Here is a 25,275-nt window from a genome sequence, read left to right as displayed (position 1 = left end):
CGGCGGCGGGTCAGTGGCCGCCGGGGGCGGACTTCCGCTGGAACTCGTTGATGACCGCCGCGACCAGCAGGACGCCGCCGGTGACGACGTACTGGTAGTTGCTGTTGACCTGGAGCAGGTTGAGCGCGTTGGCGACGACACCCAGGAGGATCACCCCGAGGACCGTGCCGACGACGGTGCCGTGGCCGCCCGCGAGCGAGGTGCCGCCGATCACCACGGCGGCGACGGCGGTCAGCTGGGTCATCAGGCCCGCCGTGTTGGGCGCCGCGGCGCCGAGCCGCGACAGCAGCATCAGGCCCGCCAGGCCCGCCAGCACACCGGCGAGCGCGTACAGCGCCAGCTTGCGGGCCGGGACGTTGATGCCGCTGAGCCGGGCGACGTGCTCGTTGCCGCCCATGGCGAAGGCGTCCCGGCCGAAGGTCGTGAACTTCATCGTCACGCCGGTCAGCGCCAGGACGAGCACGGCGACGACGGTGAGGTACGGGATGCCGGCGAGCTTGTCGTTGCCCAGGCCGGTCATCTTGTCGCCGATGGTGACGCTCATGCCGTCCAGGACCAGCAGGGCGACACCGTCCAGCAGCATCGCGGAGGCGAGCGTGGCGACGAACGGGGCGACCCGGGTGAAGGTCACCACCAGGCCGTTGACCAGGCCGATCGCCGTGGCGAGCGCCAGGCTGACGACGACCACCGCCGGGGTGGACCAGCCGCTGTGCAGCAGCTGCGCGGCGACCGAGAGCGTCACGGCGGCGTTGCTGCCCATGGAGAAGTCCATGCCGCCCGAGGTCATCAGCAGGGTCAGCCCGGCCGCGATGACGGCGTTGACGCTGACCTGCCGCAGCACGTTGAGCAGGTTCTGCGAGGTGGTGAAGGAATCCGCCTGCACGGCGGTGAAGACCGCCACGAGCACGAGGACGAGGATCAGACCGCCGTGAGGTATGTGCAGCAGTTTGCCGGAGGTGAGGCCCGAGGGCTTGCCCGGCGGTGCGTCGGCCGCGACGTCCGGGGAGGCGGAGGGGGTTTTGAGGCTCACTGCGGTTGACCTCCGAGAGCGGTCGCGACGAGTTCGTCGCGGGTGATGGCGGTGATGTCGTGTTCGGCGACGGTGCGGCCGGCGCTCACGACGACGACCCGGTCGGCCAGGCGCATGACCTCCTCGGCGGAGGAGGAGGCGAGCAGTACGGCCACGCCGCGGGCGGCGAGGTCGTCGACGAGGGTGTGGATGTCGGCCATGGCGGCCACGTCCACCCCGTTGGTGGGGTCCTCCAGGAAGCAGGCGACCGGCTCGGTCTCCAGCCACTTGCCGAGCAGCACCTTCTGCTGGTTGCCGCCGGACAGGGACCCGACCGGCGGGTTGCCGGTGAGGGCGACCACGCCGTAGTTGTCGCGCAGCGGGGCGGCCCGGCGGGCGAGTTCACCGCGGCGGTGCAGCCGCCGCCGCGCGAACCGGTCGCCCGCCATCATCAGGTTCTCGTCCAGGGACAGCCCCGCCACCAGGCCCAGGGCCCGGCGGTCGCCCGTGACACACCGCAGACCGCCGGCGAGGGAGGCCCGGATCCGGCCGAGGGGGATCCGGCGGCCGTCGACGTGGATCTCGCCGGTCTCCGGGCGCTGCCGGCCGGACAGCAGGTCGAACAGGCGGGACTGGGCGTCGCCGGCCGGTCCGAGGACGGCGACGATCTCGCCCTTGCGCACCTGGACCGAGAAGTCCTGGATGGCCCGCCCGTGGGACAGACCGCGGACGGTGAGGCCGCTGTCCTCCTTCGGCGCGGGGCGCTCGGGGCGGGTGGAGACCACGTCCCGCCCGACCATGCTGCGCACCAGGCCCGCGGCGTCCATCTCCGTCGCGGGCGCGCTGCGCACGAGCCGGCCGTCCCGCAGGACCGTGACCCGGTCCGCGACCGCCATCACCTCGTCGATGTAGTGCGAGATGTAGACGATGGCCACGCCCTCGTCCCGCAGCCTGCGCACCAGGGCGCGGATCCGGTGGGCGTCCTTGGCGCTCAGACACGCGGTCGGCTCGTCCAGGATCAGCACCCGGCCGCCCCGGCGGACCTCGCGCGCCACCTCCACCATGGTCTGCTCGGCCACCGTCAGGGTGCCCGCGACGCGGTCGACGGCGATGTCGATGCCGAGCCCGGCCAGGGCGGCCCCCGCCTCGGCGCGGACCGTCCGCCAGCTCACCGCGCGTCCCCGGGTCGGCAGGTCGCCCAGCAGGACGTTCTCCGCGACGGTCAGGCCCATGGCGAGTTCCCGGCGCTGCGGCACGAAGGAGATGCCGAGCTTGCGGGCCTTGCGCACGCTCAGGCCGGACTGCGGCACGCCGTCGACCTCCACGGTGCCGCCGTCGGCCTGGTGGACGCCCGCGAGGACCTGCACCAGGGTCGACTTGCCGGCCCCGTTCATGCCCATCAGAGCGTGCACCTCGCCCGGGTACAGGTCGAGGTCGACGCCCTTGAGGGCCAGGGCACCGCCGAAGCGCTTGGTCACGCCGCGCACCCGCAGCACGGCGCGCGGCTCGGCGCCGGTGCCGTCGGCCACCACGGCGCGGGCCGGGGTCGTCGGGGTCACGGCGGCTCCTTCCGGTGCGCCCGGGTCGGTCAGCGGACTCACGGCTGGGAGGCGTCCGTGGCGGGGGCGACCCGGCCGTAGCCGCGGACGTCCGGGAACGGGGGCTCCTTGTCGGCCTGGAGGTCCACCTGGAAGGTGTTCAGGCACATGCCGAGCATGGTGAAGTTGCCGAGCGCGCCGATGGTGTCCACCAGGCCCTTGGAGCCGAAGTGCTCGTGGGCGCGGGCGAAGGTCTCGTCGGTGACGAAGTGCTCCTCCAGGATCTCCCGGCAGAACTGGTAGAAGGCCTGGTCGGCCTCGTTGTCGAAGACCGCCTCCCGCTTCTCGGCGATCGCCTTGACGGCGGCCTCCGGAATACCGGCCTCGATCGCCTGGTGGACGTGGGCGTTCCAGGAGTACTGCGCGTCCCAGTTGCGGGCGGCCATCAGCAGGGTCAGCTCCCGCAGGTGCTTGGGGAGGCTGCAGTCGAAGCGGGCGAAGGCGCCGAGGGACTCGGCCCGCTCGCACATCTCCGGGCTGTGCAGCCAGACCCGGAAGGGACCGCGGACGGCACCCCGGCGGCCGGCGATGCGGGCGGCCAGCTCCTGCTGCCGCGCGTCCATGTGATTCTCGTCGAGTACGGGGAGCCTCATCTGGCCGATACCTGCCTTTTCTTTCCAGCGCATTACGGTCACGGGTCCGAAAGCCGTGCGGTGCCAGGTGAAGGTACAGCCGTGTTCGAGCGGCTCACCCATCTCGGAGCGCAAGGTAAAGCTGCACGGCGGAGGCCCCCCATTCGCGGGACGGCGACCTAACGTCGTTCGACGCAATGCCTTGCGAAGTGGAGAGGAACGAGGAACTCCGGATGACCACCATCATCAAGGTCGCGTCGGTGCCGCTGCTCGACCGCGGCGGCGCCGTGGTGACGACGCCGCTGATCACCACCCCGTCGGCGAACGGGGAGAACCGGATCACCAGCGGGATGAGCGTCTACCCGGTCGGCTCCGGGGCGCCCCTGCACTCCCACAACTGCGACGAGCACGTCACGATCCTCGACGGCGAGGCGGAGGTGTGGGTCGACGGCGAGGTGACCAAGCTGGAGCGGTACGACACGACCTACATCCCCTCCCCCATCCCCCACCTCTTCCGCAACATCGGCGACCGCCCGCTGCGCATCCTGTGGGTGTACTCCTCGGGGCACGTCACCCGCACGTTCACCGAGACGGGCAAGACGGTGGAGCACCTGTCGGCGGAGGACCAGATGGGGTCGGACGACTAGGGCGCTTCTGACGGATCTCCGCGGCGTCGCGACGCCCGGCACGCACGGCCGCTCCGCGTCCGCCCGGCCTGCTCCGCCCCCTCCCCGGGCGGCCCGTGTACCGGTCCGCTCCGCCGGCCGCCGCCGAGGGCGACCGTCGGGCGCCCCGCGCCGTGCCGCCGGGCGGTCCCGTCGAGCCGGCGGCGGCCCGCCGCGCGCCCTGCCCCGCGGACCCACCGCGACCACCGGCCCCGAGCCCCGCACCACCGCCGCCCGCCTCACCGCGGGCGGCTTCGGCATGCCCGGCTCCGGGCCCGCCCCGCGGCCGCCCTGCGCCCTCGGTACGACGGCGCAGGGCGGCCGTACGAGCCCTTGAGGGCGGGCAGGAGCGCGACGACGGCCCACGGCACGCGACGGCCCACCGGACGCGGTCCGGCCGTACGGGCGCGCGGCGGCGGACGCGAAGCGCCCGGCTGTCCGTCCAGGCGTGCCCGAGGCCGGTAACCGGGGCCCGGCGGCAGGCGGCAGGCAGCCGGGGCCCGGCGGCAAGCGGCGGGCGGCAGGCGGCAGGCGGCAAGCAGCCGGGGCTCGGCGGCAGGCGGCGGGCGGCAGGCAGCCGGGGCCCGGCGGCAGGCGGCAGGCAACTGGGGCCTGGTGGCGGGCGGCAGGCAACCGGGACCCGGCGGCAAGCGGCAGGCAACCGGGACCCGGCGGCAGGCGGCAGGCGGCAGGCGGCAAGCAGCCGGAGCCCGGCAGCAAGCGGCGGGCGGCAGGCAACCGGGACCCGGCGGCAGGCGGCAGGCGGCAGGCAGCCGGGACCAGGCGGCAGGCGGCAGGCGGCAGGCGGCAGGCGGCAAGCAGCCGGAGCCCGGCGGCGGGCAGCGAGCGGCAGGCAGCGGGCGGCGGGCGGCAAGCAGCGGGCGGGGCGGCGAGCCCGGGGCGCGCTGGTTGCGTCCCGCGGGTCCACAGGGCCCAGGGCACGCTGCCTGCGTCCCGCGGGCCCACAGGGCCCCGGGCGGCCAGGACCACCGCCCGCCGGCACCGGCCCGTCCCGACCAGCCACCGCTCACTGCCCACTGCCCACCGGCCACCAGCCACCGGCCACCGGCCACCGGCCACCGGCCACCGGCCACCGGCCAGGAGACCGGCCCGGGGACCGGCCCGGGGACCGGCCCGGGGACCGCGGCCCCCGTCACCGGCACCGGCACCGGCACCGGCACCGGCACCGGCACCGGCGACGGAAACGCCGAACGCCGGCCTCCGCACCTCGCTCGTGCGGTGGCCGGCGTTCGTCCGTTCCCCCGGTGGCCGGGCAGCCCCTGACCGCTGCCCGGTCGCTCAGTGTGCGGCCACCAGCTCGTCCTTGCGGTCGTCCTCGCCGGCCGGCTTGGAGCTGCGGAGGGCGGCGATGCCGATGAACACCATGGAGGAGAGACCGGCGATCGCGAACGCGGTGAAGCCCCATTCGCCCTGGCCGGAGGCGAGCAGCTGGCCGCCGAGCCACGGGCCGAAGACGGCGCCGAAGCGGCCCATGCCGGAGGTCCAGCCGACGGCGGTGGCGCGGGTGCCGGGGTTGGAGCGGATGGAGACCGTCGCGTAGATCATCGTCTGGGCGCTGTTGAGGAAGAGGCCCGCGAAGAAGACGACGATCATGGTCACGGTCATCGGCATGTGGACGCTGAGCAGGAAGACGCCGGCGGCGGTCAGCGCGAACCACAGGGCCGAGATGCGCGGGGCGCCGAAGCGGTCGGCGGCGCGGCCGGCGACCAGCATGCCCACGATGCCGCCGAGGTTGAAGACGACCACGAAGGACAGCGCGGAGCCCAGCTCGTAGCCCTCGGCGCGCATCAGGGTGGGCAGCCACGTGGCGACGCCGTAGACGAGGAGCAGGCCGCCGAAGGAGGCCAGCCAGTACAGCAGGGTCTGGACCCACTCGCCGCCGCGGAAGAGGTTGGCCAGGTTGGTCCAGCGGTCGCCCGCGCCGGCCTTGCCGGACTTGGCGGCGGGCAGCTCGACGTCGTAGCGGGTGGCCAGCTCCTGGGCCTCCTCGGTGCGGCCCTTGGCGACGAGGAAGCTCAGCGACTCGGGCAGGAACTTGGCGAGGACCGGCGCGAAGAGCAGGGGCAGCACGCACACCCAGAACGCGGCGCGCCAGCCGACGGGGTCGATGAGCCACTTGGCGACGTAGGCGGAGAGGATGCCGCCGACGTGGTGGGCGGTCATCAGCAGGCCGATGACGATCGCGCCGCGTCCTCGCGGGGCGTAGTCGGAGACCATGCTGATCGCGGTCGGCAGCAGACCGCCGAGACCGATGCCCGCCACCGTGCGGCCGAGGCCGAAGACGGCGACGCTGTCCGCCATCGCGCACATGGCGGAGGCCAGCGAGAAGACGATCACGCAGACGACCATCAGCTTCTTGCGGCCGATCCGGTCGGCGACGGTGCCCGCGGTCAGCGCGCCGACGAGCATGCCGAAGGTGGCGTAGCTGCCGAGGTCGCCGGCCTGGTCCGGGGTGAGGCCGAAGGTCTTCGTCTCCAGCAGGTGCGGCAGCACCGAGCCGTAGATGAACATGTCCAGGCCGTCGAAGAGGACGGCCAGCCAGCACAGACCGACGACCAGAAGGGCCAGTCTGCTGCCGCGGGCGGACAGAGCGGGGGAGGAGGACATCGTCGTTTTCCTCTCGTCCAGGAGGCGTTCCCTGGAGGGGGACTCATGTGGCGGGGTTCCCCCGCTCGATGCGAGGCGAGGGGCGGGGGAGGGGCGACGCGGCTCGTGCGGCTTACCCCGTGTGCGCTAGACGCTAAGGATCCGTTCCCCTGAGTGTCAACGCTTTTGTCAACAATCTTTCCAACGATATGGAACGGAAAGGGGGTGGACCCGCACCGCAGTGCGCGCCCACCCCCCGTGGTGCCGGTTCTAGGCGACCGGCGGGGTGCCGTGGGTGTGGAAGGACTCGATGGTCTTCAGGCCCCAGGCCTGGCCCTTCTTCCGCTCCTCCTCGGTCCACGTGATCAGCGGCCAGTCGGGCGCGAGCACGAGCCGGGTGAGGGGGTTGCACAGCTCGATCCGGTTGCCGCCGGGCTCGTAGACGTACAGGAAGAACGTCTGCTGGATGGCGTGCTTGTGCGGGCCCGTCTCGATGAACACACCGCTGTCGATGGCGAGGTCGGCGGCGCGCAGGACGTCCTCGCGGGTGTCGGTCGCGAAGGCGATGTGGTGCAGCCGCCCGGCGGAACCGGTCCAGTCGGAGGTGTAGACGACGTCGTACGACTTGTTCGTAAACGTCAGCCAGCGGGCCGCTATCTTGCCGCTGTCGAGCTGGATCTGCTCCGTCGGCCGGGCGCCGAGGACGTTCTGCTGGAACTCGGCGTTGGCGAGGACGTCGGCGGCGAGGAAGTTGATGTGGTCCAGGCGCCGTACGCCCACGCCCCGGTTGGGCTTGGCCTGCGGCTGGTTCTTCAGCGCGGGCCTGAGCTCGTCGGGGGCCCGGTAGTGCTCGCTCTCCCAGTAGAGGGCGTGCTCGTGGCCGTCCGGGTCGGTGGTGACGTAGAGCTTGCCGAGGCCGGGTTCGTCCTCGACCCAGTGGCCGGTGCCGCCGGCCTCCTCGACGGCCTTCACCCGGCGCTGGAGCGCCTCCTCGCTGGAGGTGCGCAGGGCGAGCCGGCCGAGGCCGGGCTGCTCGCGGGCGGTGAGGACCAGGCTGTGGTGCTCGTAGTCGTCGAAGGTGCGCAGGTAGACCGTGTCGCCGTCCTGCCCGCAGACGGTGAGCCCCAGGTAGTCGGTGAAGAAGCCGACGCTGGCGTCCAGGTCCGGGGTGAAGAGCTGGGCGTGGCCGATGTGGGCGATGTCGCCGAGCGGCGGAGTCATCGTTGACCTCCTTGGGGGTGCGGGGTGAGCGGTGCCGTTCCGGCGGAGCGGGGGAACACGGTGCCGTCGAAGATCTTGCGGGCCGTGCGGACCACGGCGGTGCGGCGGGCCGAGGGAAGGCCGTCGGCGGTGGCTCCGAGACTACTTTCGATGTCCAGGAACCCAGTGGGATGTTCTATGCGAATTCGGTCACTACCGGGCGTGAGTCGTGCCAGGTCCGCACCGACGCCGCCTTCGATCTGAAGGCCGGCGGCGACACTGGCCGCACCGAGCACTCCGATCGAGGTGTGGCAGCGCACCGGAATGAAGGTACGGGTGGTGACCGCGCCGCCCGCGCGGGGCGCGGCGAGCAGTGTGAGCTTGGGCACGGTGGCGTCCGAGACGTCCCCGAGGCCCATCAGCCGGCCCGCCTGGAGCCGGATGGAGCGGAGCCGGTCGGCGAGTGCGAGGTCCTCCTCCAGGTCCCGGGGCGCCTCGTAGCCGGTGACCTTCAGGGAGGTGGCCGCCATGAGCACGGTCGGCATGCCGTTGTCCACGCAGGTCACCTGGACGCCGTCGATCTCGTCCCGGACGTTGCCGGTCGGCAGCAGCGGGTTCGCGCTCGGCGGGAACTCGATGACCACGGGGGCCGCGGTGCCCGGCACGCCGGAGATCTCGGCGTCCCCGGTGTAGTCCACGCGCCCGCCGGGGGTCGGGAAGGTCGCCGTCGCGAGGTCACCGCTGTTGACCATGCGGATCCGGACGGACGTCTCCTCCTCCCCCGCCGTGACCAGTCCGCGCTCGACGGCGAACGGGCCGACGCCGGCGAGGATGTTGCCGCAGTTCTGGCGGTCGCTCACCTCGGGCCGGTCCACGACCACCTGGAGGAACAGGTAGTCGACGTCGGCGTCCGGGTCGGCCGACGGCGAGACCACGGCGACCTTGCTGGTGAGCGGGTGGGCGCCGCCGAGGCCGTCGATCTGGCGGTCGTCGGGGCTGCCCATGATCCGCAGCAGCAGACCGTCACGCTCGGCGGGATCGGCGGGCAGGTCGTCGGCGAGGAAGAAGGCGCCCTTGGACGTGCCGCCCCGCATCAGCAGGCAGGGCACCTCCTCGGACAGGCGGCTCACGACCGCTCTCCCGCGTACTCCTCGTACGTCTTGTACTCGACCCCGAGCCGCTCGAGGGTGCCGCGCAGGCCGTAGCGGTCCAGGCCGAGCTCGCCGTCGATGAACGCGGCGCGGGCCTTGGCCTCCTTGACCTCGCGGGCCTCGGACGCCTCGACGGTGGCGCGGACGCGCTCGCGCGGGACGACCACGACGCCGTCGTCGTCGGCGAGGATCACGTCACCGGCACGGATCACCTGGCCGTCGATCGCGACCGGCACGTTCACCGAGCCGCCGGTGGCCTTCACCGTGCCCTGCGCGGAGACCGCCCGCGACCAGGCCGGGAAGTCCATCTCGCGCAGTTCCTGCGTGTCGCGGATGCCCGCGTTGATGATCAGTCCGCGGACGCCCCGCTGCTGGAGCGCGGTGGCGAACAGCTCGCCGAACATGCCGTCGGTGGACGGGGAGGTGGTGGTGACGACCAGGATGTCGCCCTCGCCGCACTGCTCGACGGCCGCGTGGATCATGAGGTTGTCGCCGGGCCAGCTGAGCACGGTGACGGCGGTGCCGGCGACCCGTACGCCCTGCTGGATCGGACGGACGTCCGGGCCCAGCAGGCCGGTGCGGCCCATCGCCTCGCTGACGGTGGCCACGCCGTAGCCGGCCAGCGCGTCGACGTCCTTCAGGTCCGCCTTCGGCGGGTTGGTGACGATCACGCCGCTCATGCCGGCTCCTCAACGATCTGCGAGTGGGGGCGCGCGTGCGCCTCGGTCATGGTCTGGGTCTGGTGCGCCGGGCCCCGGTGGGGGCCGGCGTGGTGTTCGAGCCGGACGCCGCGGCGGGCGGCCAGGCCGGTGTGGTGGTCCCACGGCTGCCGCTGGGCGCGGGCGCCGAGGGGGGCGGCGGCACGCTCGGCCCCGTCCCGGCGGATCACCTTGATCCCGTCGGGCTCGCCGCCCTCGCGCCACGCCTCGGCGGACTCGCCGCGCTCACCGGAGGTCGGGCACGCGAAGGTGACCGTCTCCTCCCGGGCGGCCGCCGGGGCGATGGCGCCGCCCGCACGCCCCACGACGTCCCCGGCGGGCGCGGCGGTGACGACGAGGGTCGCCCGTGGGGGGGCGGGCCCGTTGGCCTGGGTCATTGCTGAAATCTCCTTGGTGACAGGTGGGCGCCCGCCTCGGACGGCTCGAAGGCTGCCACGCACGCCGGCCGGCTCGGCCGGCGACGGCTCCGCCGACAGCGCCTCCGCCGGCTGCGGTTCCGCGATCACGGCTCCGCCCGCCGCTGTGACGCTGCGGCCCTGCGGCTTCGCGACGGCGAGGCCGCGGCCGCGGCTCCATGACGGCCTCGGTGCCGGCTGCGGCCGCACCGACCGCGGCTCTCAGTCGAGCAGCGCCTCGATCACGCTGGTGAGGTGGGCACGGACGGCCGACTCGGCCGCCTGCGGGTCCCTGGCCCGGATCGCTTCGATCATGGTCAGGTGCTCGTTCAGGGATTGCTGCGGGCGTCCCGGCCTCAATGCCAGCTGGAAGCGGTGCCGCACCAGTTGGGCGTTGAGCCGCTCCAGCAGTTCCTGCGCGGTCCGCTGGTCGGAGAACTCCCGGATGCGGACGTGCAGCTCGTGGTTGAGGTCGGAGTAGGTGACCGGTTCGCCGTCGGCGACCGCCTTGGTCATGGCGGTGCCGAGATCGGTGAGCTCGATCAGCTGGTCGTCGCTGGCCGCGACGGCCGCCTTCGCCGCGCACAGTCCTTCGAGGACCATGCGGCACTCGGTGATGGCGACCGCTTCCTCCACGGTCACCACCCGCACGCGCGAACCGCGGTTGCGGATCCGCTCGACGAGCCCCTGGGACTCCAGGTCGATGAGTGCCGCGCGGATGCTGGCCCGCGTCACACCGAACTGCTCGGCGAGCTCGTTCTCCACCAGCCGCTGCGCCGGCGCCATCTCGCCGTGCAGGATCGCCTGCCTCAGCTGCGCGAACGCATGCTGTTTGGCTTGCTCCCCGGTGCTCGGACGGGCTTCTTTCGGCATCGTGCCCTCCCTGAGTGAGTGCCTGTCGAAAGTAAATCTAGCCAAACAAGATTGTCAACAATTTTGTCTGCCGTATTGCGTGCAGGAGGGTGGCGGAAAAGCGCGTCGTGCGGGGCGCGACGATGTGTCGCGCGCGCCGGGGCGATACCGCACACTCTGTCGCCACCGCCGACGCGAACAGGCTGGCTAGGGTCGGCCCATGACGCACAGCTTCGCTCTCCGCATCGCCGACGCCGACCTCGGACCCGAGCCGCTCGACCCCGGGCAGATCGTCTCCGGGACGCCCGAGGTGACCGGCAGGGTGGTGTGGAAGTCGGAGGACGGCAGGCAGATCCGCGGCGTCTGGCAGATCACGCCCGGCGTCGTCACCGACACCGAGGCGGACGAGGTGTTCGTCGTCGTCAGCGGCTCGGCGACGATCGAGGTCGAGGACGGGCCCACCCTGACGGTCGGCCCCGGGGACATGGCGGTGCTGCGCGCGGGCGACCGGACGACGTGGACCGTGCACGAGACGCTGCGCAAGGCGTACGCCATCACCCTCTGACCGACGACCGACGACCACCGACCACCGACCGACGACCGACGCCGTCGGGGCCGTCCCCGGGGTGCGTGGGGCGTGGTTGACAGGGGTGGAGAGGGACCACAGGGTGGCTTCGAGGACGGGTCCGGAGCGGCTGTGGACCGGTCCGGCACCGGCTGAGAGGGGCCGTCATGGTGCGGGCGCTGGGGGTCGCGGTCGTCGGGTTCGGCTGGATGGGCCGGGTGCACACACAGGCGTACGCGCGCGTGCACCATCACTTCCCGCGGCTGACCGTGCGGCCGGAGCTGGTCGCGGTCGCCGAGGAGGTGCCGGGGAGGGCCGAGGAGGCCGCCGCCCGGTACGGCTTCGCCGCCACGACCCGCGACTGGCGCGAGGTCGCCGCCGACCCTCGGGTGGAGGCCGTCAGCGTCACCGCGCCGAACTTCCTGCACCGCGAGATCGGCGTCGCGATGGCCCGGGCGGGCAAGCACCTGTGGATCGAGAAGCCGGTGGGCCTCACCGCCGACGACGCCCGCGCGGTCGCGGACGCGGTCGCCGCGGCGGGCGTACAGGGCACGGTCGGCTTCAACTACCGCGGCGCGCCCGCCGTGGAGTCGGCCCGCGAGCTGATCGCCTCCGGGGAGATCGGCACGGTCACGCATGCCCGCATCCGTCTGTTCAGCGACTACGCGGCCCATCCCGACGGTGCTCTGACCTGGCGCTACGAGCGGGAACGCGGCGGCAGCGGGGTGCTCGGCGACCTCGCCTCGCACGGCGCCGACCTGGCCCGTTTCCTGCTCGGCGAGATCACCGCGCTCACCGCCGACACCGCGGTCTTCCTCCCCCGGCGCGCCCGGCCCGCCGGCGCGACCGCCGGCCACGCCCTGGCCACCGGCGGCGACCTCGGGCCCGTCGAGAACGAGGACTACGTCAACTGCCTGCTCCGCTTCGCCTCCGGCGCCCGCGGCGTCCTGGAGGCGTGCCGTGTGTCGGTCGGCGAGCAGAACAACTACGGCTTCGAGGTGCACGGCACCCGGGGCGCCGTCTTCTGGGACTTCCGCCGGATGAACGAGCTGGCCGTCAGCCGCGGCACGACGTACCAGGACCAGCCGGTCAGCACCGTGTACGTCGGCCCGGGCGCCGGCGAGTTCGGCGCGTTCCAGCCCGGCGCGGCCAACGCCATGGGCTACGACGACCTGAAGGTGATCGAGGCCTACCGGTTCCTGCGCTCGGTCGCCGAGGGCAGGCCGTACGGCGCGACACTCACGGACGCGGTGCGCAGCGCGGCCGTCCTGGACGCGATGTCCCGCTCGGCGGCGAGCGGGACATGGGTCGGCGTCGCCCCGCCGGTGTGAGACCCGGCCACGGGAGGATCACCCGGTCACCGTCTGCGGCGGCATGTTGTACGGCGTCACCACCTGGATCGCCGACGGCAGGACCCGTCCGGCGGGGGGCAGGGCGCCGTGGGCGCGCATCACGGCGTGGCAGGCCTCGCGCACGTCCTGGCGCAGGTCGTGGTGGAGGACGGCGGACAGGCGGTGCTCGCGCAGCAGCCGGGTGTTGTCGTGGTCGAGGTCGTGCGCGACGAACACCGCGCACTCACGGCCGACGTCGGCGAAGGCGCGCAGGGTGGCGATGTTGCCGCCGCCGATGGAGTAGACGGCGCGGATGCCGGGGTCGCGGGCGAGGGCGGCGCGGACGAGGTCGTACTGGGTGGCGTCCAGGCCCTGGCCCTCGGCGATCTCGACGAGGGTCCGCTCGGGGTGGCGGGCGCGCATGGCGCCGCGGAACCCCATCTCGCGCTCCTCCTCGTTGCGGAAGAAGCCGCTGCTGAGGCTGGTCAGCACATTGCCGGGCCGGTCGCCGAGCCACTGGCCCATGAGGTAGGCGGCGGTGGCGCCGGCGGCCCGGTCGTCGATGCCGACGTAGGCGAGGCGGGCGCTGGCGGGCAGGTCGGTGACGAGGGTGACGACCGGGACGCCGGCGGCGACGAGCCGCCCGACCGCCGCCGTGACCTCGGGGACGTCCGGCGCCTTGAGGAGCACTCCCTGCGAGCCGCGCCGGGCGATGCGGTCCAGCGTCGCGACCAGTTCCGCCACGGTGCCGGTCTCGCGGAAGTGGAAGCGGGAGCGCAGGACGGCCGGGCGCAGGGACGGCAGCTCCGCCTCCAGGGCGGCGCGTACGGCGGTGGTGAACCGTTCGGGCGCCTGCACGACGACGTCGACCATGAAGGTGCGGCCGACGAGCCGGACCTGGGTGCGCTGCCGGTCGAGGTCGGCGATGGCCCGGTGCACCTCCTGCGCGGTGGACGCGCGCACGCCTCCGCGGCCGTTGAGGACCCGGTCCACGGTGGCCTCGCTCAGGCCCGCCTGACGTGCGATCTCCCGGATCGGGAAGGGATGGCCCACAGCAGGCTCCTGGGAGGGGTGTCGAGGCGGGCCCTGAGGGGTTTTTGATGGCTCGCCGCCGGTTGTTCGAGGGGTTTGTACTGACAAGAATGACAGGGCCGCCCGGCTCCCCGGACCGCGCCCGACCCCGCACCGCCCGGCTCCCCGCACCGCGCCCGACCCCGTACCGCCCGGCTCCCCGCACCGAAGGGACGACGATGTCCTCGATGTCCTCCACCTCCGCGCCGCCCTCCGTCCGGCTGAGCGAGCGGGACTGCGACCTCGACGCCTTCCGTGCGCTCGTCGAGCGCGCCACGGACCTGGCCGACCACCCGCACGCCGCGTCCGTGGAGGGCAACGCCCTGGTCTACGACGGTGACCGGCTGCGGGCCGCCGACGGACCGGCGGTGCGGGAGGAGGTGGTCCGCGCGCTCGCCGACGGCCCCGGCGTCGTCGTCCTGCGCGGCGCGTTCCCCGACCCGGCGGTCGTCGACCGGCTCACCGCCGTGTTCGACGCCCTGATCGCCGCGCAGCGCGCCTCGGGCGCCACCGCGGGCGACCACTTCGCCAGGCCGGGCGCCAACGACCGCGTCTGGAACGCCCTGGAGAAGGCCGCCCGGCACGACCCCGAGGCGTTCGCCGACTACTACGCCAACGACCTCCTCGCCCTGGTCTCCACCGCCTGGCTCGGCCCCGGCTACCAGGTCACCTCGCAGGTCAACGTGGTCAACCCGGGCGGCGCCGCCCAGAGCCCACACCGCGACTACCACCTGGGGTTCCTCTCGAACGAGGCCGCGGCCGCCTACCCGGCGCACGTCCACCGCCTCTCCCCCGTGCTCACCCTCCAGGGCGCGGTCGCGCACTGCGACATGCCCGTCGAGTCCGGCCCCACCATGTACCTGCCGCACTCGCAGAAGTTCGAGCCGGGCTATCTGGCGTGGCGGCTGCCGGAGTTCCGGGAGTACTTCGACGCCCACCACGTCCAGCTCCCGCTGGCGAAGGGCGACGCCGTGTTCTTCAACCCGGCCCTCTTCCACGCCGCCGGGACCAACCGCTCCGCCGGCATCCGCCGCACGGCCAACCTCCTCCAGGTGTCCTCCGCGTTCGGGCGGGCCATGGAGACCGTCGACCGCGAGGCCGTGGTGAACGCCGTCTATCCGGTGCTGCTGGAGCAGGCGGCCGACGGCGCCGACCCGGCCGCGCTGGAGCGGGTGATCGCCGCGAGCGCCGAGGGCTACCCCTTCCCCACCAACCTGGACAGCGACCCGCCGGTCGACGGCCTGGCCCCGCCCTCGCAGGCGGACACCGTACGACGGGCGCTGCGCGAGGCGTGGACACCGGCGGCACTGCGGGACGAGCTGCGGGCCGGCGCCGAGCGGCGCGCGAGCGGCGCGAACTGACGGACGACCGGGCGCCGAGCGACCGGGTTACCGAGATAACCGGGATGACCGGGACGACCGGGACGACCCGGACGACCGGGCGCCGGAGTGGAAAGGACCCCGATCATGGGACTTCTCGACGACAAGGTCGTCCTCGTCAACGGCGGCAGCCAGGGCGTGGGCGCCGCCGTCGCGCGGGCCGCCGTCCGCGAGGGCGCGATGGTGGCGGTCACCGGGCGGCGGCCGGAGCCGGGCGAGGCCCTGGTGGCGGAGCTGGCCGGGGCGGGCGGCGAGGCGCTGTTCGTGCGGGCCGACCTGGCGGACGCCGAGCAGGCGAAGGCCTCCGTCACCCGGGTGGTGGAGGCGTACGGGCGGATCGACTGCCTGGTGAACTCCGCCGGCCTGACGGCGCGGGGCACCTTGCTGGACACCACGCCCGACCTGTTCGACCAGCACATCGCGATCAACCTCAGGGCGCCGTTCTTCGCCCTGCAGGCGGCGGTCGCGGACATGGTGGGCCGCGGGGCGCCCGGCACGGTCGTCAACGTCATCACGTCCTCGGCGCACGCCGGGCAGCCCTTCCTCGCCCCGTACGTCGCCGCCAAGGCGGGGCTGATGGGCCTGACCCGGAACGCCGCGCACGCCCACCGCTCCGACCGGGTCCGCATCAACGGCCTGAACATCGGCTGGACGGCGACCGAGGGCGAGGACGCGACCCAGCGGGCGTTCCACGGTGCCGGGGACGACTGGCGCGAGCGGGCGGCGGAGCGGCTGCCGATGGGCAGGCTCGGGCAGCCGGACGAGATCGCCGACTTCGTGGTGTTCCTGCTGTCCGAGCGGTCCGGCGTGGTCACCGGTTCGGTGATCGACTGGGACCAGAACGTACTCGGCGGCCTGGACTAGTTCCCCTCCCTTCCCCCTGGTGGCGCTGGACCCTCTCGTAAGGAGCTGCAACCCCATGCGTATCGGAATCCTCGGCCTCGGCCGCATCGGCGCCTTCCACGCCGAGACCCTCTCCGGCCTCGACGCCGTCGAGTCGCTCGTCGTCGCCGACCCGTTCGCGGAGGCCGCCAAGGCCGCCGCGGAGCGGTTCGGCGCCGAGGTGGCGGACTCGCCGGAGGCGGTGCTGGCCTCGGGCGTGGACGGGGTGGTGATCGCCGCGGCGACGGACGCCCATCCGGGGCTCGTCCTCGCGGCCGTCGAGGCCGGCGTCCCCGTCTTCTGCGAGAAGCCCGTCGCCAGGACCATGCGGGAGGGCGTCGCGGTGCTCGACGCCGTCGAGGGTACGGGCGTGCCCGTCCAGATCGGCTACAACCGCCGCTTCGACGCGGGCTTCGCCGCCGCCCGGGCCGCCGTGCGGGCGGGTGAGCTGGGCGCGCTGCACACCGTGCGCTCGACCACCCTGGACCCGGCGCCGCCGCCCGCCGCGTACGTCGCGGCCTCCGGGGGCATCTTCCGGGACTGCTCGGTGCACGACTTCGACATCATCCGCTGGGTGACGGGCCGTGAGGTGGCCGAGGTGTACGCGGCCGGCGGGAACCGGGGCGCCGACTACATCGAGGCGGCGGGCGACGCCGACACCACGGGCGCGCTCCTCACCCTCGACGACGGCACGCTCGCGGTGGTCTCCAACTCCCGTCACAACGCGCGGGGTTACGACGTCCGCATGGAACTGCACGGCTTCCGGGACTCCATCGCGGTCGGCCTGGAGGACAAGCTGCCGCTGCGGTCGGTGGAGCCCGGCGCCACCTTCCCGTCCGGCACGCCCCACGACTTCTTCATGGACCGCTTCGCGGCCGCCTACCGCGCCGAACTCACCGCGTTCACCGAGGTGGTGGCGGGCACCCGGCCGTCCCCCTGCACGATCGGGGACGCCCTGGAGGCCGGCTGGGTCGCGGAGGCGTGCACGCTGTCGCTGCGCGAGCACCGGCCGGTGACCCTCGCGGAGGTGCGCGCCGGGTGACGGTGTCGGCCGCGGAGTGCGCCCGTGGCCGCGGGCGGGCGCACGGCCGTCATCTCGCCGCGGGCTGGGCCGGCAGGTCGAAGACGTGCTCCGGGGAGATGATCGTCGTGATGGCGTCGCCGAACAGGGTGCTGGGCTCCTGGTCGTCGTGGTCGATGTCGGTGTTCAGCACCACGACGAGGGTCGTGTCGGCCGACGGCAGGTAGACGGTCAGGGACTCGTAGCCCGGCAGGGAGCCGTTGTGGCCGATCCACCCCTGCACGTCGAAGATGCCGAGCCCGTATCCGGCGCCGGGGATGGTGGTCGGCGGGGTGATCAGCCGCTCCTTCTGCGTGGCGGGGCTGATCATCCGCTGCCCGTCGGGCAGTCGGCCCGTGGCCACCGTGCGCGCCCACACCCGCAGGTCCTCCAGGGTGGAGATCATGGCCCCGGCGGCCCAGCCCCAGGAGGGGTTCCAGTCGGTCGCGTTCTCGACCTCGCCGGTCGCGGTCTGGTCGGTGTAGCCCTGGGCGTGCGGCTCGGGGAACTCGTTGCCCTCGGGGAAGAGCGTGTCGTCCAGGCCGGCCGGTGTGAGGACGTGCTCATGGACGTAGTCCGCGAGCGGCCGGCCGCTGACCTTCTCGACGACCAGGCCGAGCAGGATCAGGTTGGTGTTGCAGTAGGAGAACTCCTTGCCGGGTGCGAAGAGCACGGGGTGCCGGAAGGAGTAGTCGAGCAGTTGCCGCGGGGTGAACGGGCGCTGCGGGTCGGACGTCAGCGCCTTGGTGAAGGCGTCGTCCTCCGAGTAGTTGAACAGCCCGCTGCGCATCCCGGCCAGTTGGCGCAGGGTGATCTCGTCGCCGCCCGGCACACCGTCGACGTACGTGCCGATGGTGTCGTCGAGGCCGATCTCGCCCTCGTCGACCAGTTCGAGGAGCGCGGTGACGGTGAACGTCTTGGTCTCGCTGCCGATCCGCGTGTACAGGTCCGGCCGCATGTCCTCGCCGGTGCTCTTGTCGGCGACGCCGAAGGACTTCACGTACCGGCCCTTGTCGGGCGTCCAGATGCCGACGCTCACGCCGGGTACGGCCGCCTCCTCCATGACGCGTCGGACGGCCCGGTCGATCTGCCGCTGCACGGCGGGGGTGAGCTCGCGGACGTCGTCCCCCGACGGCGACGGCGAGGGTGCCTGGGCGGCGGCCGGGGGCGGCGGCGCAGCACCGGCGCCGGCCGGTGCCACCAGCGCGCCCACCGCCGTGGCGACGACGGCCCCGCTGCGCAGTCGATGACGCAGGTGGGTCATGGGCCCACTCCTCCACGAGGAGACGTTCGCCGCAGGCCACGGCCGCACCAGGGGCACGGGCCGCATGCGGCCCATCGGCACCAGGATAGGAGCGGTCCCGGACCGCTGCCTGTCGGCACCTCCGCCGACGCGCACGCCCCGGGCCCGCGGGCGGCGCCCCGGAGAGCCCCGCCGCCGGCCCGGGTGTCCCGCCCCCGCCGGGGACCGGCGCGCACCCTGCGCGCCCTTCATCTCCGGCCCCGCACGGACGGGGTTGCGCGGACGGGCCGCCCGCCCGGCTCGTCAGCTCCCGCGCTCGCGTACGTGCACATGGGCGTCGAGCGGGAACTCCGGCGGTGCGGCGAGCAGCAGGCCGTCGAGCCCGTAGCCGGTCTTCTGCGCCACCCGGCAGGACGCGGTGTTGTCGGCCTGGTGGAGCAGGGTGAGGCGGGTGAGCCCGGCGAAGGCGGTGAACGCCCAGTCCGTCAGGGCGCCCAGCGCCCGGGGGGCGACGCCCCGGCCGCGGGCGTGGGCGGCGGTCCAGTAGCCGACCTCCGGGGCGGCTCCGTGCGGGGTCTTGAGGACGACGTTCCCGGCCAGCCGGCCGTCGTCGTCGCCGGGGCGGACCTCCAGGACGGCGAAGGCGAGGCGGCGCCCCGTCCGCCAGCCCCGCCGCTGCTCCCCCACCCAGCGCGCCGCGTCCGCCGCGTCCGCCACCCTCACGCCGGACCAGCGGCGCATGGCCGGATCCGCGTACACCCCGGCCAGTGGGGCCGCGTCCCGCGGGCGCCAGGGGCGCAGCAGCAGGGCGGGGGCCGACGCGGTGGCGCCCGCGGTCAGACGTACCGGTTCGTCGTCCATGCGGCCGAGCGTACGTGACGGGTGTTCAGGCTCTCCGTTCTCCAGGGCGGGGGCGGGGCGGGCCAGGGCGTTCGGTCTCTCCGTTTCCGGCCGGGGGGCGGGCGGGTCAGGGCGGCGTCCCGTCACCGGGTTCCGCGACGGGCGCGGTGAGGTCCTCCGCCTCCGGGAGCTCCTCGACGTCCACGCCGCGTACCTGCGCCAGTTCGTGCTTGAGCGCGGCGAGTTCGGCGCCGCCGGCCATGTGGTGGGTGAGTTCCTCCAGGCCCACCTCGCTGCGGTCGGCGGAGAGTTCCAGGGTGCCCAGGCGCAGCACGCTGAAGTGGTCGCCGACCATGTAGGCGTGGTGGGGGTTGTGGGTGATGAAGATGACGCCGAGGCCGCGGTCGCGGGCGGCGGCGATGTACTTCAGGACCACGCCGGACTGCTTGACGCCGAGGGCGGCGGTCGGCTCGTCCAGGATCAGCACGCGGGCGCCGAAGTGGACGGCGCGGGCGATGGCGACGCACTGGCGCTGGCCGCCGGAGAGGGTGCCGATGGGCTGTTCCAGGTCGTCGAGGACGATGCCCATGGTGCGCAGTTCCCCGTCCGCGATCCTCTTCATACGGTCGATGTCGAGGCGGCGGACCGGCCAGGGCCCCTTGGTGATCTCCGAGCCGAGGAAGAAGTTGCGCCAGACCGGCATGAGGGGGACGGTGGCGAGGTCCTGGTAGACGGTGGCGATACCGCGGGCGAGGGCGTCACGCGGGGTGGTGAAGCGGACCTTCTCGCCGTCGACGAGGAACTCGCCCTCGGTGTGCTGGTGCAGTCCCGAGACGATCTTGATGAGGGTGGACTTGCCGGCGCCGTTGTCGCCCAGGACACAGGTGACCCGGCCGGGACGGACGACGAGGCTCACCCCGTGCAGGGCGCGGACGTTGCCGTAGGACTTGCCGGCGCCCCGCAGTTCGACCAGCGGGCGTTCGCCGCCCGGGGGCGGGGGGTCCGCGAGGGCGGCGCCGTGCGGGCCGGTGTTGTCGGTCGTCATGGGGGTCACCTCCGGGTCGCCGTGCGCTGGACCCACAGATTGATGAGGACGGCGCCGAGGAGCATCACGCCGAGGAAGGCCTTGAACCAGTCGGGGTTCCAGCCGGCGTAGACGATGCCCTGCTGCACCATGCCGAACATGAACGCGCCGAAGACCGGCCCGATCGCCGAGCCGTAGCCGCCGGTCAGCAGACAGCCGCCGATCACGGCCGCGGCGATGTAGATCAGCTCCTGGCCGACGCCCTCGCCGGACTGCACGGTGTTGAAGGAGAACAGCTGGTGCATGCCGACGAACCAGGCGCCGAGGCCGACCAGCATGAACAGCGAGATCTTGGTGAAGGTGACCGGTACGCCGACGGCCCGGGCGCTCTCCCGGTCGCCGCCGACGGCGTAGATCCAGTTGCCGTACCGGGTGCGCAGCAGCACCCAGGTGGCGAGCGCGGCGAAGAGGAGCCACCACACGACGGTGATCTTCACCTGGACGCCGCCGACGTCGAACGACGAGGCGAAGACCGCCCTGGCCTGGTCGAAGCCGTCCATGTCGCTGATGTCGTCGGTGGCGACGTCGCCGGTGACCAGCCGGGTCACGGCGAGGTTGACGCCCTGGAGGATCAGGAAGGTGCCGAGGGTGACCAGGAAGCTCGGCAGGCCGGTCCTGATCAGCAGCCAGCCGTTGAACAGGCCCACGGCGAGCGAGAAGACCAGGGCGAGGACGACGCCCGTCCACACGTTCAGGGTCAGCTGGTAGCTGAGCATGGCCGCGGTGAGCGCCGAGCTGATCACGGCGACGCCGGCCGACAGGTCGAACTCGCCGCCGATCATCAGCAGGCCGACCGGCAGGGCCATGATCCCGATGGTCGACGACTGGTAGAGGATGTTGGCCATCGAGCTGCCGTCGCGCACGGGCGGGGCGGTGGCGAGGAAGAACAGGTACACCGCGACCGCGCCGAGGAAGACGCCGACCTCGGGGCGGGCCAGCAGCCTGCGGACCAGGGGGCGGCGCGCGGTCCGGCCGTCGGTCCCCTTCGGGCCGGGGGCCGGCGGGGTGCCCACCGCCGGCCCGGCGTGCGGGGCCCCGCTCATCACCGGGTGCCCTTCTCCGCGAAGCCGGCGACGGTGTCGACGTTGGACTTGTCGACGAAGGCCGGGCCGGTCAGCACCGGCTGCTCGCCGCCGCCCAGGTAGTTGCCGTTGTTCTTGTAGAGCCACAGCGAGTCGACCGCCAGGTAGCCCTGGAGGTAGGGCTGCTGGTCGACGGCGAACTCGATGGTGCCCTCGCTGATGGCGCCGGTCAGTTCCTTGTTCAGGTCGAAGGTGGCGACCTTCGCCTTGCTGCCCGTCTCGGACACCGACTGCGCGGCCGTCATCGCGATCGGCGCGCCGAGGGTGACGACGTGGTCGATGGAGGCGTCCTGCTTGAGCTTGGCGGTGATCGTGGACTTCACGGACGGCATGTCGGTGCCGTTGACGAAGAGGTTCTCGACGGTGCCGGAGAACGTCTTCTTCACGCCGTCGCAGCGCTGGGTGAGGCCGACGTTGCCCTGCTCCTGGATGACGCAGACGGCGTTCTTCGCGCCGAGCGAGTTCAGCTTGTCGCCGAGGGCCTCGCCGGCCACCGTCTCGTCCTGGCCGAAGAACTCCAGCAGGCCGAGCCGCTGCCAGTCGCTCACGCCCGAGTTCAGGCCGACGACGGGGATCTTCGCGGCCGTCGCCTTGGCGATGACGGCCTTGAGGGCGTCGGGCTTGGCGAGGGTGACGGCGATGCCGTCGACCTTCTGGTCGACGGCGTTCTGGATCAGGTTGGCCTGGTTGCCGGCGTTGGGGTCGCGGGAGTAGACCAGCTTGACGTTGTCCTTCGCGGCGGCGGCCTCGGCGCCCTTGCGGACGATGTCCCAGAAGGTGTCGCCGGGCGCCTGGTGGGTGATCAGGGCGACCGTCATCCGCGGTGTGCCGGCCTTGCCCGCGGCGGCGCCGCTCCCGCCTTCCTCGGCCTTCTTGCCACCGGAACCGCTGGAGCAGCCCGCGAGGGTCAGGGCCACCGCCGCGGCGAAGGCCACGGCCGGGGCGAGTCTGCGGGATCGGGAGGGGGAAGAGCTGTCCATCTTTCCAGCACCTCACTGTGCGACGGGGACGACGGGGAACGAGGATCCGATCGCGGCCGGGAACCTCACACCCGGCGACGACGCGCCCGACGGTGACGCACCCGACGGTCACGATCTACCCCGTGCGCACCGCCGTCACCCTCCGCCCCGGGGCCGGCCGCGGGGCGGGCGGCCCCGGGGCGGGCGGCCGCGGGCTCAGCGGGGCGCCATGCGCAGGGCGCCGTCCATGCGGATCGTCTCGCCGTTGAGGTAGTCGTGGTCGACGATCGCCAGGGCGAGCCGGGCGTACTCCTCCGGCCGGGCCAGACGGTGCGGGAAGGGCACGCCGGCGGCGAGCGAGGTGCGGATCTCCTCCGACACCGTGGCCAGCATCGGTGTCTCCACGACGCCGGGGGCGATGGTGCACACCCGGATGCCGTACTGCGCCAGGTCGCGGGCGGCGGGCAGGGTCAGGCCGACGACACCGCCCTTGGAGGAGGAGTAGGCGGCCTGGCCGATCTGGCCGTCGTAGGCGGCGATGGAGGCGGTGTTGACGATCACGCCCCGCTGTCCGTCGCCGTCGGCCTCGGTGCCGGCGATGGCCTCCGAGGCGAGCGCGAGCACGTTGAAGGTGCCGATCAGGTTGATCTGGATCACCTTGGCGTACAGGGCGAGGTCGTGGACGCCCTTCCTGCCGAGGATCCGCATCGACGGGCCGATGCCGGCGCAGTTGACGACCGTGCGCAGCGGGACGCCGGCGCCCGCGGCGGTGGCGACGGCGGCGCGCACCTGCTCCGGGTCGGTGACGTCGGCGGCGACGTAGGTGACGCCGGCGACCTCCGGGGCCCGGTCGATGCCGTCCTTCAGGTCGAGGGCGAAGACCGTGGCGCCGCGCTCGGCGAGCGCCCTCGCGGTGGCCGCGCCGAGGCCGGACGCACCGCCGGTGACGAGGGCGGCGGTGTTCTCGAGCTGCATCATCACTCCTTGCCGAGGACGGTGAGCACACCGCCCTCGCTCCGGTCCAGCGCACGGGAGATGATCATGCGCTGGATCTGGTTGGTCCCTTCGAAGATCTGCATGACCTTCGCCTCGCGCATGTAGCGCTCGACGGGGAAGTCGCGGGTGTATCCGTACCCGCCGAGGACCTGCACCGCGTCCGTGGTCACCTTCATGGCGTTGTCGGTGGCCACGAGTTTGGCGATGGACGCCTCCCGGGTGAAGGGCAGGCCGAGGTCCTTCAGCCGGGCGGCGGCCAGGGCGGTGGCGCGCGCCGACTCGATGGCGGCGCCCATGTCGGCGAGGACGAAGGCCAGCCCCTGGTGCTCGATGATCGGCTTGCCGAACGTCTCCCGCTCCCGCGCGTAGCGCACGGCGTGGTCGAGGGCGCCCTGGGCGAGGCCGGTGGCGACGGCGGCGATGCCGAGGCGGCCGCAGTCCAGGGAGGCCAGCGCGATCCCCAGTCCCGCCCCCTCCTCACCGATCCGGCGGGCGACCGGCACCCGCACGCCGTCGAGCCGCATGGTGGCGGTCGCCGACCCGGTCAGCCCCATCTTCCGCTCCGGCGGGTCGGCGCTCAGCCCCGGGGCGTCCGCCGGGACCAGGAAGCAGGAGATGCCGTGGGTGCGGTCGTCGGAGGTGCGGGCCATGACCGTGTAGAAGTCGGCGTACCCCCCGTGCGTGGTCCATGCCTTGGCTCCGTCGAGGACGTACGCGTCGCCGTCGCGGACCGCGCGCGTGAGCATGGCCGCCGGGTCGGAGCCGGCGTGCGGCTCGGACAGGCAGTAGGCGCCGAGGAGCTCCCCGCCCAGCATGTCCGGCAGCCAGGCGCGCCGCTGCTCCTCGCTGCCGAACCGGGCCAGCGGGAAGCAGGAGAGCGCGTGCACGGAGAGTCCCACGGCGACGCTCGACCAGACCGCGGCGATCTCCTCCAGCACCTGGAGGTACACCTCGTACGGCTGGCCCGCCCCGCCGTCCTCCTCGGCGAACGGCAGCCCGAGCAGTCCGCTGCGGCCCAGGGTGCGGAAGACGTCGCGGGGGAACGCCCCGTCCGCCTCCGCGTCGGCGACCCGGGGTGCGAGTTCCTTGGCGGCGAGGGTGCGGGTGAGCTGGATGAGCTCGACGGCTTCCTCGGTCGGCAGGGCGCGGGTGGCAGGCATGGTGACCTCCACTGAGTAGTGCTCCGAGTAGCACTCCGGGTGATACTCCCAGTGATACTGGAGTGCGTACGAACGTATCAATCAGAGTACGGCACGGGAGGGTGGGACGGCACCCGTTCGCGAGGGGAGATCACCCCCGGGGGCGGCGGGCAGCGGCGGGAGCGGCCGCGGGCGGCGGCGGGGAAGCGGGCGTCAGAGGGCAGGGGCGGGGGCGGGGAAGTCGGCGTCAGGGGGCGACGGCGGGGTAGCGGGCGTCAGGGGGCGACGGCGTGCACGATCAGTGACGCGAGCTGCTCGTAGGCCTCCGCGTCGGTCAGGCCGGTGCGCGTCTTGAGCTCGCCCTGCTGGATCTGCCGCATGGTCGCGGCGGCGACCTCGCCGACGAACGCGGCGTGCACGTCGCGGAACGCGCCGTCGGAGACGCCCTCCGCGATCAGCCGGCGGACCCGCTCCGCGGCCATCCGCGTGTTCGCCTCGTAGACCTCCCGGGCGGGCGGGAAGTCGGCCACGTCGTCGAGGAAGCGGCGGGAGAGCGGACGCAGCTGCTCGGCGACGGCCGTCAGGTACGCACGGACCCGGTCCGACGGGTCCACGGTCTGCGCCACCCGCTTCTCGACGACCTCGGTCGCCCCCCGGAAGTAGTGCTTGACCGCCTCCACGACCAGCCCCTGCTTGCTGCGGGCCAGCTGGTACAGCGTCGTCTTCGAACAGCGCAGCCGCACGGCGAGGTCGTCGAGGGTGAGGTCCGAGAACCCCTCCGCCGTGAGCAGCGCGACGAGTCGTTCCAGCAGGTCGGCCTGTCGGGCGGTACGGCGGGTGGACGGCATGATCCCAGCGTAACCGCGCGCCCGGCCG

At 73.3% G+C, this 25,275-nt stretch carries 24 protein-coding genes; 6 read left to right on the top strand and 18 right to left on the bottom strand.

Annotation, left to right across the window (positions count from 1 at the left end; translation table 11 throughout):
* Nucleotides 1-10: 10 nt before the first annotated feature.
* The 3 genes from ACFYWQ_RS34135 to ACFYWQ_RS34125 are packed head-to-tail and all read right to left on the bottom strand — an operon-like array spanning nt 11 to nt 3,170.
* Nucleotides 11-1,030, bottom strand: a complete 1,020-nt coding sequence (locus ACFYWQ_RS34135; protein WP_389521940.1) for an ABC transporter permease — start codon at nt 1,028-1,030, stop codon at nt 11-13.
* Nucleotides 1,027-2,568 (bottom strand): sugar ABC transporter ATP-binding protein, encoded by a 1,542-nt coding sequence (locus ACFYWQ_RS34130; RefSeq protein WP_389521939.1) that lies wholly within the window; start codon nt 2,566-2,568, stop codon nt 1,027-1,029. The genes ACFYWQ_RS34135 and ACFYWQ_RS34130 overlap by 4 nt, the downstream gene beginning before the upstream one ends.
* A 38-nt stretch (nt 2,569-2,606) precedes the next feature.
* Complete coding sequence (locus ACFYWQ_RS34125; protein ID WP_389522039.1) at nt 2,607-3,170, bottom strand: carboxymuconolactone decarboxylase family protein; 564 nt, start codon at nt 3,168-3,170, stop codon at nt 2,607-2,609.
* A 242-nt stretch (nt 3,171-3,412) separates the two neighbouring features.
* On the opposite strand from ACFYWQ_RS34125, the gene ACFYWQ_RS34120 reads away from it, so the two are divergent.
* Nucleotides 3,413-3,826, top strand: coding sequence for a cupin domain-containing protein (locus ACFYWQ_RS34120; RefSeq protein WP_389521938.1), 414 nt, complete (start codon nt 3,413-3,415; stop codon nt 3,824-3,826).
* Nucleotides 3,827-5,143: 1,317 nt separating this feature from the next.
* Here the strand turns inward: ACFYWQ_RS34120 and ACFYWQ_RS34115 are convergent.
* The 6 genes from ACFYWQ_RS34115 to ACFYWQ_RS34090 all read right to left on the bottom strand — a co-directional run bounded on the left by ACFYWQ_RS34115 (nt 5,144) and on the right by ACFYWQ_RS34090 (nt 10,789).
* Nucleotides 5,144-6,472, bottom strand: coding sequence for an MFS transporter (locus tag ACFYWQ_RS34115; RefSeq protein ID WP_389521937.1), 1,329 nt, complete (start codon nt 6,470-6,472; stop codon nt 5,144-5,146).
* Nucleotides 6,473-6,721: 249 nt separating this feature from the next.
* Nucleotides 6,722-7,672, bottom strand: coding sequence for a catechol 2,3-dioxygenase (locus ACFYWQ_RS34110; RefSeq protein WP_389521935.1), 951 nt, complete (start codon nt 7,670-7,672; stop codon nt 6,722-6,724).
* Nucleotides 7,669-8,772, bottom strand: a complete 1,104-nt coding sequence (locus ACFYWQ_RS34105; protein WP_389522038.1) for a 4-oxalomesaconate tautomerase — start codon at nt 8,770-8,772, stop codon at nt 7,669-7,671. The genes ACFYWQ_RS34110 and ACFYWQ_RS34105 overlap by 4 nt, the downstream gene beginning before the upstream one ends.
* Before the next feature lie 5 nt (nt 8,773-8,777).
* The gene (locus ACFYWQ_RS34100) at nt 8,778-9,482 is read right to left on the bottom strand and encodes a 4-carboxy-4-hydroxy-2-oxoadipate aldolase/oxaloacetate decarboxylase (RefSeq protein WP_389521934.1); all 705 of its coding nucleotides are present in this window, start codon (nt 9,480-9,482) and stop codon (nt 8,778-8,780) included.
* On the bottom strand, nt 9,479-9,898 hold the full coding sequence (locus ACFYWQ_RS34095; RefSeq protein ID WP_389521933.1) for a hypothetical protein: 420 nt from the start codon (nt 9,896-9,898) through the stop codon (nt 9,479-9,481). Before ACFYWQ_RS34095 ends, ACFYWQ_RS34100 begins: the two co-directional genes overlap by 4 nt.
* A 240-nt stretch (nt 9,899-10,138) precedes the next feature.
* The gene (locus tag ACFYWQ_RS34090) at nt 10,139-10,789 is read right to left on the bottom strand and encodes a GntR family transcriptional regulator (RefSeq protein ID WP_389521931.1); all 651 of its coding nucleotides are present in this window, start codon (nt 10,787-10,789) and stop codon (nt 10,139-10,141) included.
* Nucleotides 10,790-10,988: 199 nt separating this feature from the next.
* On the opposite strand from ACFYWQ_RS34090, the gene ACFYWQ_RS34085 reads away from it, so the two are divergent.
* Together ACFYWQ_RS34085 and ACFYWQ_RS34080 are read left to right on the top strand one after the other, a co-directional pair.
* Entirely contained in the window at nt 10,989-11,333 is a 345-nt protein-coding gene (locus ACFYWQ_RS34085) for a cupin domain-containing protein (RefSeq protein ID WP_389521930.1), read from the top strand.
* A 167-nt stretch (nt 11,334-11,500) separates the two neighbouring features.
* On the top strand, nt 11,501-12,664 hold the full coding sequence (locus ACFYWQ_RS34080; protein ID WP_389521929.1) for a Gfo/Idh/MocA family protein: 1,164 nt from the start codon (nt 11,501-11,503) through the stop codon (nt 12,662-12,664).
* 18 nt (nt 12,665-12,682) lie between these two features.
* Here ACFYWQ_RS34080 and ACFYWQ_RS34075 read toward each other — a convergent pair whose 3' ends face one another.
* Nucleotides 12,683-13,717, bottom strand: a complete 1,035-nt coding sequence (locus ACFYWQ_RS34075) for a LacI family DNA-binding transcriptional regulator (RefSeq protein WP_389521927.1) — start codon at nt 13,715-13,717, stop codon at nt 12,683-12,685.
* Between the two features lie 206 nt (nt 13,718-13,923).
* Between ACFYWQ_RS34075 and ACFYWQ_RS34070 the strand changes: the two genes are divergently transcribed.
* From ACFYWQ_RS34070 to ACFYWQ_RS34060, 3 genes are all read left to right on the top strand, one after another.
* Nucleotides 13,924-15,096 (top strand): phytanoyl-CoA dioxygenase family protein, encoded by a 1,173-nt coding sequence (locus ACFYWQ_RS34070; RefSeq protein ID WP_389521925.1) that lies wholly within the window; start codon nt 13,924-13,926, stop codon nt 15,094-15,096.
* A gap of 105 nt (nt 15,097-15,201) precedes the next feature.
* Entirely contained in the window at nt 15,202-15,978 is a 777-nt protein-coding gene (locus ACFYWQ_RS34065) for an SDR family oxidoreductase (protein WP_389521924.1), read from the top strand.
* 55 nt (nt 15,979-16,033) lie between these two features.
* Nucleotides 16,034-17,038 carry a Gfo/Idh/MocA family oxidoreductase gene (locus ACFYWQ_RS34060; protein ID WP_389521923.1) on the top strand — a complete coding sequence of 335 codons (1,005 nt, stop codon included), beginning with the start codon at nt 16,034-16,036 and terminating at the stop codon, nt 17,036-17,038.
* A 49-nt stretch (nt 17,039-17,087) separates the two neighbouring features.
* Here ACFYWQ_RS34060 and ACFYWQ_RS34055 read toward each other — a convergent pair whose 3' ends face one another.
* The 8 genes from ACFYWQ_RS34055 to ACFYWQ_RS34020 all read right to left on the bottom strand — a co-directional run bounded on the left by ACFYWQ_RS34055 (nt 17,088) and on the right by ACFYWQ_RS34020 (nt 25,247).
* A complete protein-coding gene (locus ACFYWQ_RS34055) occupies nt 17,088-18,320 on the bottom strand; it encodes a serine hydrolase domain-containing protein (protein ID WP_389521921.1) in 1,233 nt (410 codons plus the stop codon).
* Between the two features lie 282 nt (nt 18,321-18,602).
* Complete coding sequence (locus ACFYWQ_RS34050; RefSeq protein WP_389521919.1) at nt 18,603-19,160, bottom strand: GNAT family N-acetyltransferase; 558 nt, start codon at nt 19,158-19,160, stop codon at nt 18,603-18,605.
* A 106-nt stretch (nt 19,161-19,266) separates the two neighbouring features.
* Nucleotides 19,267-20,184, bottom strand: a complete 918-nt coding sequence (locus ACFYWQ_RS34045; protein WP_389521918.1) for an ATP-binding cassette domain-containing protein — start codon at nt 20,182-20,184, stop codon at nt 19,267-19,269.
* Nucleotides 20,185-20,189: 5 nt separating this feature from the next.
* Nucleotides 20,190-21,266, bottom strand: coding sequence for an ABC transporter permease (locus ACFYWQ_RS34040; protein ID WP_389521916.1), 1,077 nt, complete (start codon nt 21,264-21,266; stop codon nt 20,190-20,192).
* Nucleotides 21,266-22,285: a sugar ABC transporter substrate-binding protein gene (locus tag ACFYWQ_RS34035; RefSeq protein ID WP_389521915.1), complete on the bottom strand. Its 1,020-nt coding sequence runs from the start codon at nt 22,283-22,285 to the stop codon at nt 21,266-21,268. The genes ACFYWQ_RS34040 and ACFYWQ_RS34035 overlap by 1 nt, the downstream gene beginning before the upstream one ends.
* 195 nt (nt 22,286-22,480) lie before the next feature.
* The gene (locus tag ACFYWQ_RS34030; RefSeq protein WP_389521913.1) at nt 22,481-23,239 is read right to left on the bottom strand and encodes an SDR family NAD(P)-dependent oxidoreductase; all 759 of its coding nucleotides are present in this window, start codon (nt 23,237-23,239) and stop codon (nt 22,481-22,483) included.
* 2 nt (nt 23,240-23,241) lie between these two features.
* Nucleotides 23,242-24,420 (bottom strand): acyl-CoA dehydrogenase family protein, encoded by a 1,179-nt coding sequence (locus ACFYWQ_RS34025; RefSeq protein WP_389521912.1) that lies wholly within the window; start codon nt 24,418-24,420, stop codon nt 23,242-23,244.
* Between the two features lie 254 nt (nt 24,421-24,674).
* Nucleotides 24,675-25,247: a TetR/AcrR family transcriptional regulator gene (locus ACFYWQ_RS34020; RefSeq protein ID WP_389521910.1), complete on the bottom strand. Its 573-nt coding sequence runs from the start codon at nt 25,245-25,247 to the stop codon at nt 24,675-24,677.
* Nucleotides 25,248-25,275: the final 28 nt, after the last annotated feature.

This window comes from Streptomyces sp. NPDC003247, from assembly GCF_042888135.1.
GTDB lineage: Bacteria > Actinomycetota > Actinomycetes > Streptomycetales > Streptomycetaceae > Streptomyces.
This window is presented reverse-complemented; position numbering and strand designations above follow the sequence as displayed.

What these genes read in the sequence shown, in the direction of transcription:
- ACFYWQ_RS34125 (WP_389522039.1), bottom strand. Translation starts at nt 3,170, where the DNA reads ATGGACGCGCGGCAGCAGGAGCTGGCCGCCCGCATCGCCGGCCGCCGG.
- ACFYWQ_RS34120 (WP_389521938.1), top strand. Translation starts at nt 3,413, where the DNA reads ATGACCACCATCATCAAGGTCGCGTCGGTGCCGCTGCTCGACCGCGGC.
- ACFYWQ_RS34115 (WP_389521937.1), bottom strand. Translation starts at nt 6,472, where the DNA reads ATGTCCTCCTCCCCCGCTCTGTCCGCCCGCGGCAGCAGACTGGCCCTT.
- ACFYWQ_RS34110 (WP_389521935.1), bottom strand. Translation starts at nt 7,672, where the DNA reads ATGACTCCGCCGCTCGGCGACATCGCCCACATCGGCCACGCCCAGCTC.
- ACFYWQ_RS34100 (WP_389521934.1), bottom strand. Translation starts at nt 9,482, where the DNA reads ATGAGCGGCGTGATCGTCACCAACCCGCCGAAGGCGGACCTGAAGGAC.
- ACFYWQ_RS34095 (WP_389521933.1), bottom strand. Translation starts at nt 9,898, where the DNA reads ATGACCCAGGCCAACGGGCCCGCCCCCCCACGGGCGACCCTCGTCGTC.
- ACFYWQ_RS34090 (WP_389521931.1), bottom strand. Translation starts at nt 10,789, where the DNA reads ATGCCGAAAGAAGCCCGTCCGAGCACCGGGGAGCAAGCCAAACAGCAT.
- ACFYWQ_RS34085 (WP_389521930.1), top strand. Translation starts at nt 10,989, where the DNA reads ATGACGCACAGCTTCGCTCTCCGCATCGCCGACGCCGACCTCGGACCC.
- ACFYWQ_RS34080 (WP_389521929.1), top strand. Translation starts at nt 11,501, where the DNA reads ATGGTGCGGGCGCTGGGGGTCGCGGTCGTCGGGTTCGGCTGGATGGGC.
- ACFYWQ_RS34070 (WP_389521925.1), top strand. Translation starts at nt 13,924, where the DNA reads ATGTCCTCCACCTCCGCGCCGCCCTCCGTCCGGCTGAGCGAGCGGGAC.
- ACFYWQ_RS34065 (WP_389521924.1), top strand. Translation starts at nt 15,202, where the DNA reads ATGGGACTTCTCGACGACAAGGTCGTCCTCGTCAACGGCGGCAGCCAG.
- ACFYWQ_RS34060 (WP_389521923.1), top strand. Translation starts at nt 16,034, where the DNA reads ATGCGTATCGGAATCCTCGGCCTCGGCCGCATCGGCGCCTTCCACGCC.
- ACFYWQ_RS34055 (WP_389521921.1), bottom strand. Translation starts at nt 18,320, where the DNA reads ATGACCCACCTGCGTCATCGACTGCGCAGCGGGGCCGTCGTCGCCACG.
- ACFYWQ_RS34050 (WP_389521919.1), bottom strand. Translation starts at nt 19,160, where the DNA reads ATGGACGACGAACCGGTACGTCTGACCGCGGGCGCCACCGCGTCGGCC.
- ACFYWQ_RS34045 (WP_389521918.1), bottom strand. Translation starts at nt 20,184, where the DNA reads ATGACGACCGACAACACCGGCCCGCACGGCGCCGCCCTCGCGGACCCC.
- ACFYWQ_RS34040 (WP_389521916.1), bottom strand. Translation starts at nt 21,266, where the DNA reads ATGAGCGGGGCCCCGCACGCCGGGCCGGCGGTGGGCACCCCGCCGGCC.
- ACFYWQ_RS34035 (WP_389521915.1), bottom strand. Translation starts at nt 22,285, where the DNA reads ATGGACAGCTCTTCCCCCTCCCGATCCCGCAGACTCGCCCCGGCCGTG.
- ACFYWQ_RS34030 (WP_389521913.1), bottom strand. Translation starts at nt 23,239, where the DNA reads ATGCAGCTCGAGAACACCGCCGCCCTCGTCACCGGCGGTGCGTCCGGC.
- ACFYWQ_RS34025 (WP_389521912.1), bottom strand. Translation starts at nt 24,420, where the DNA reads ATGCCTGCCACCCGCGCCCTGCCGACCGAGGAAGCCGTCGAGCTCATC.
- ACFYWQ_RS34020 (WP_389521910.1), bottom strand. Translation starts at nt 25,247, where the DNA reads ATGCCGTCCACCCGCCGTACCGCCCGACAGGCCGACCTGCTGGAACGA.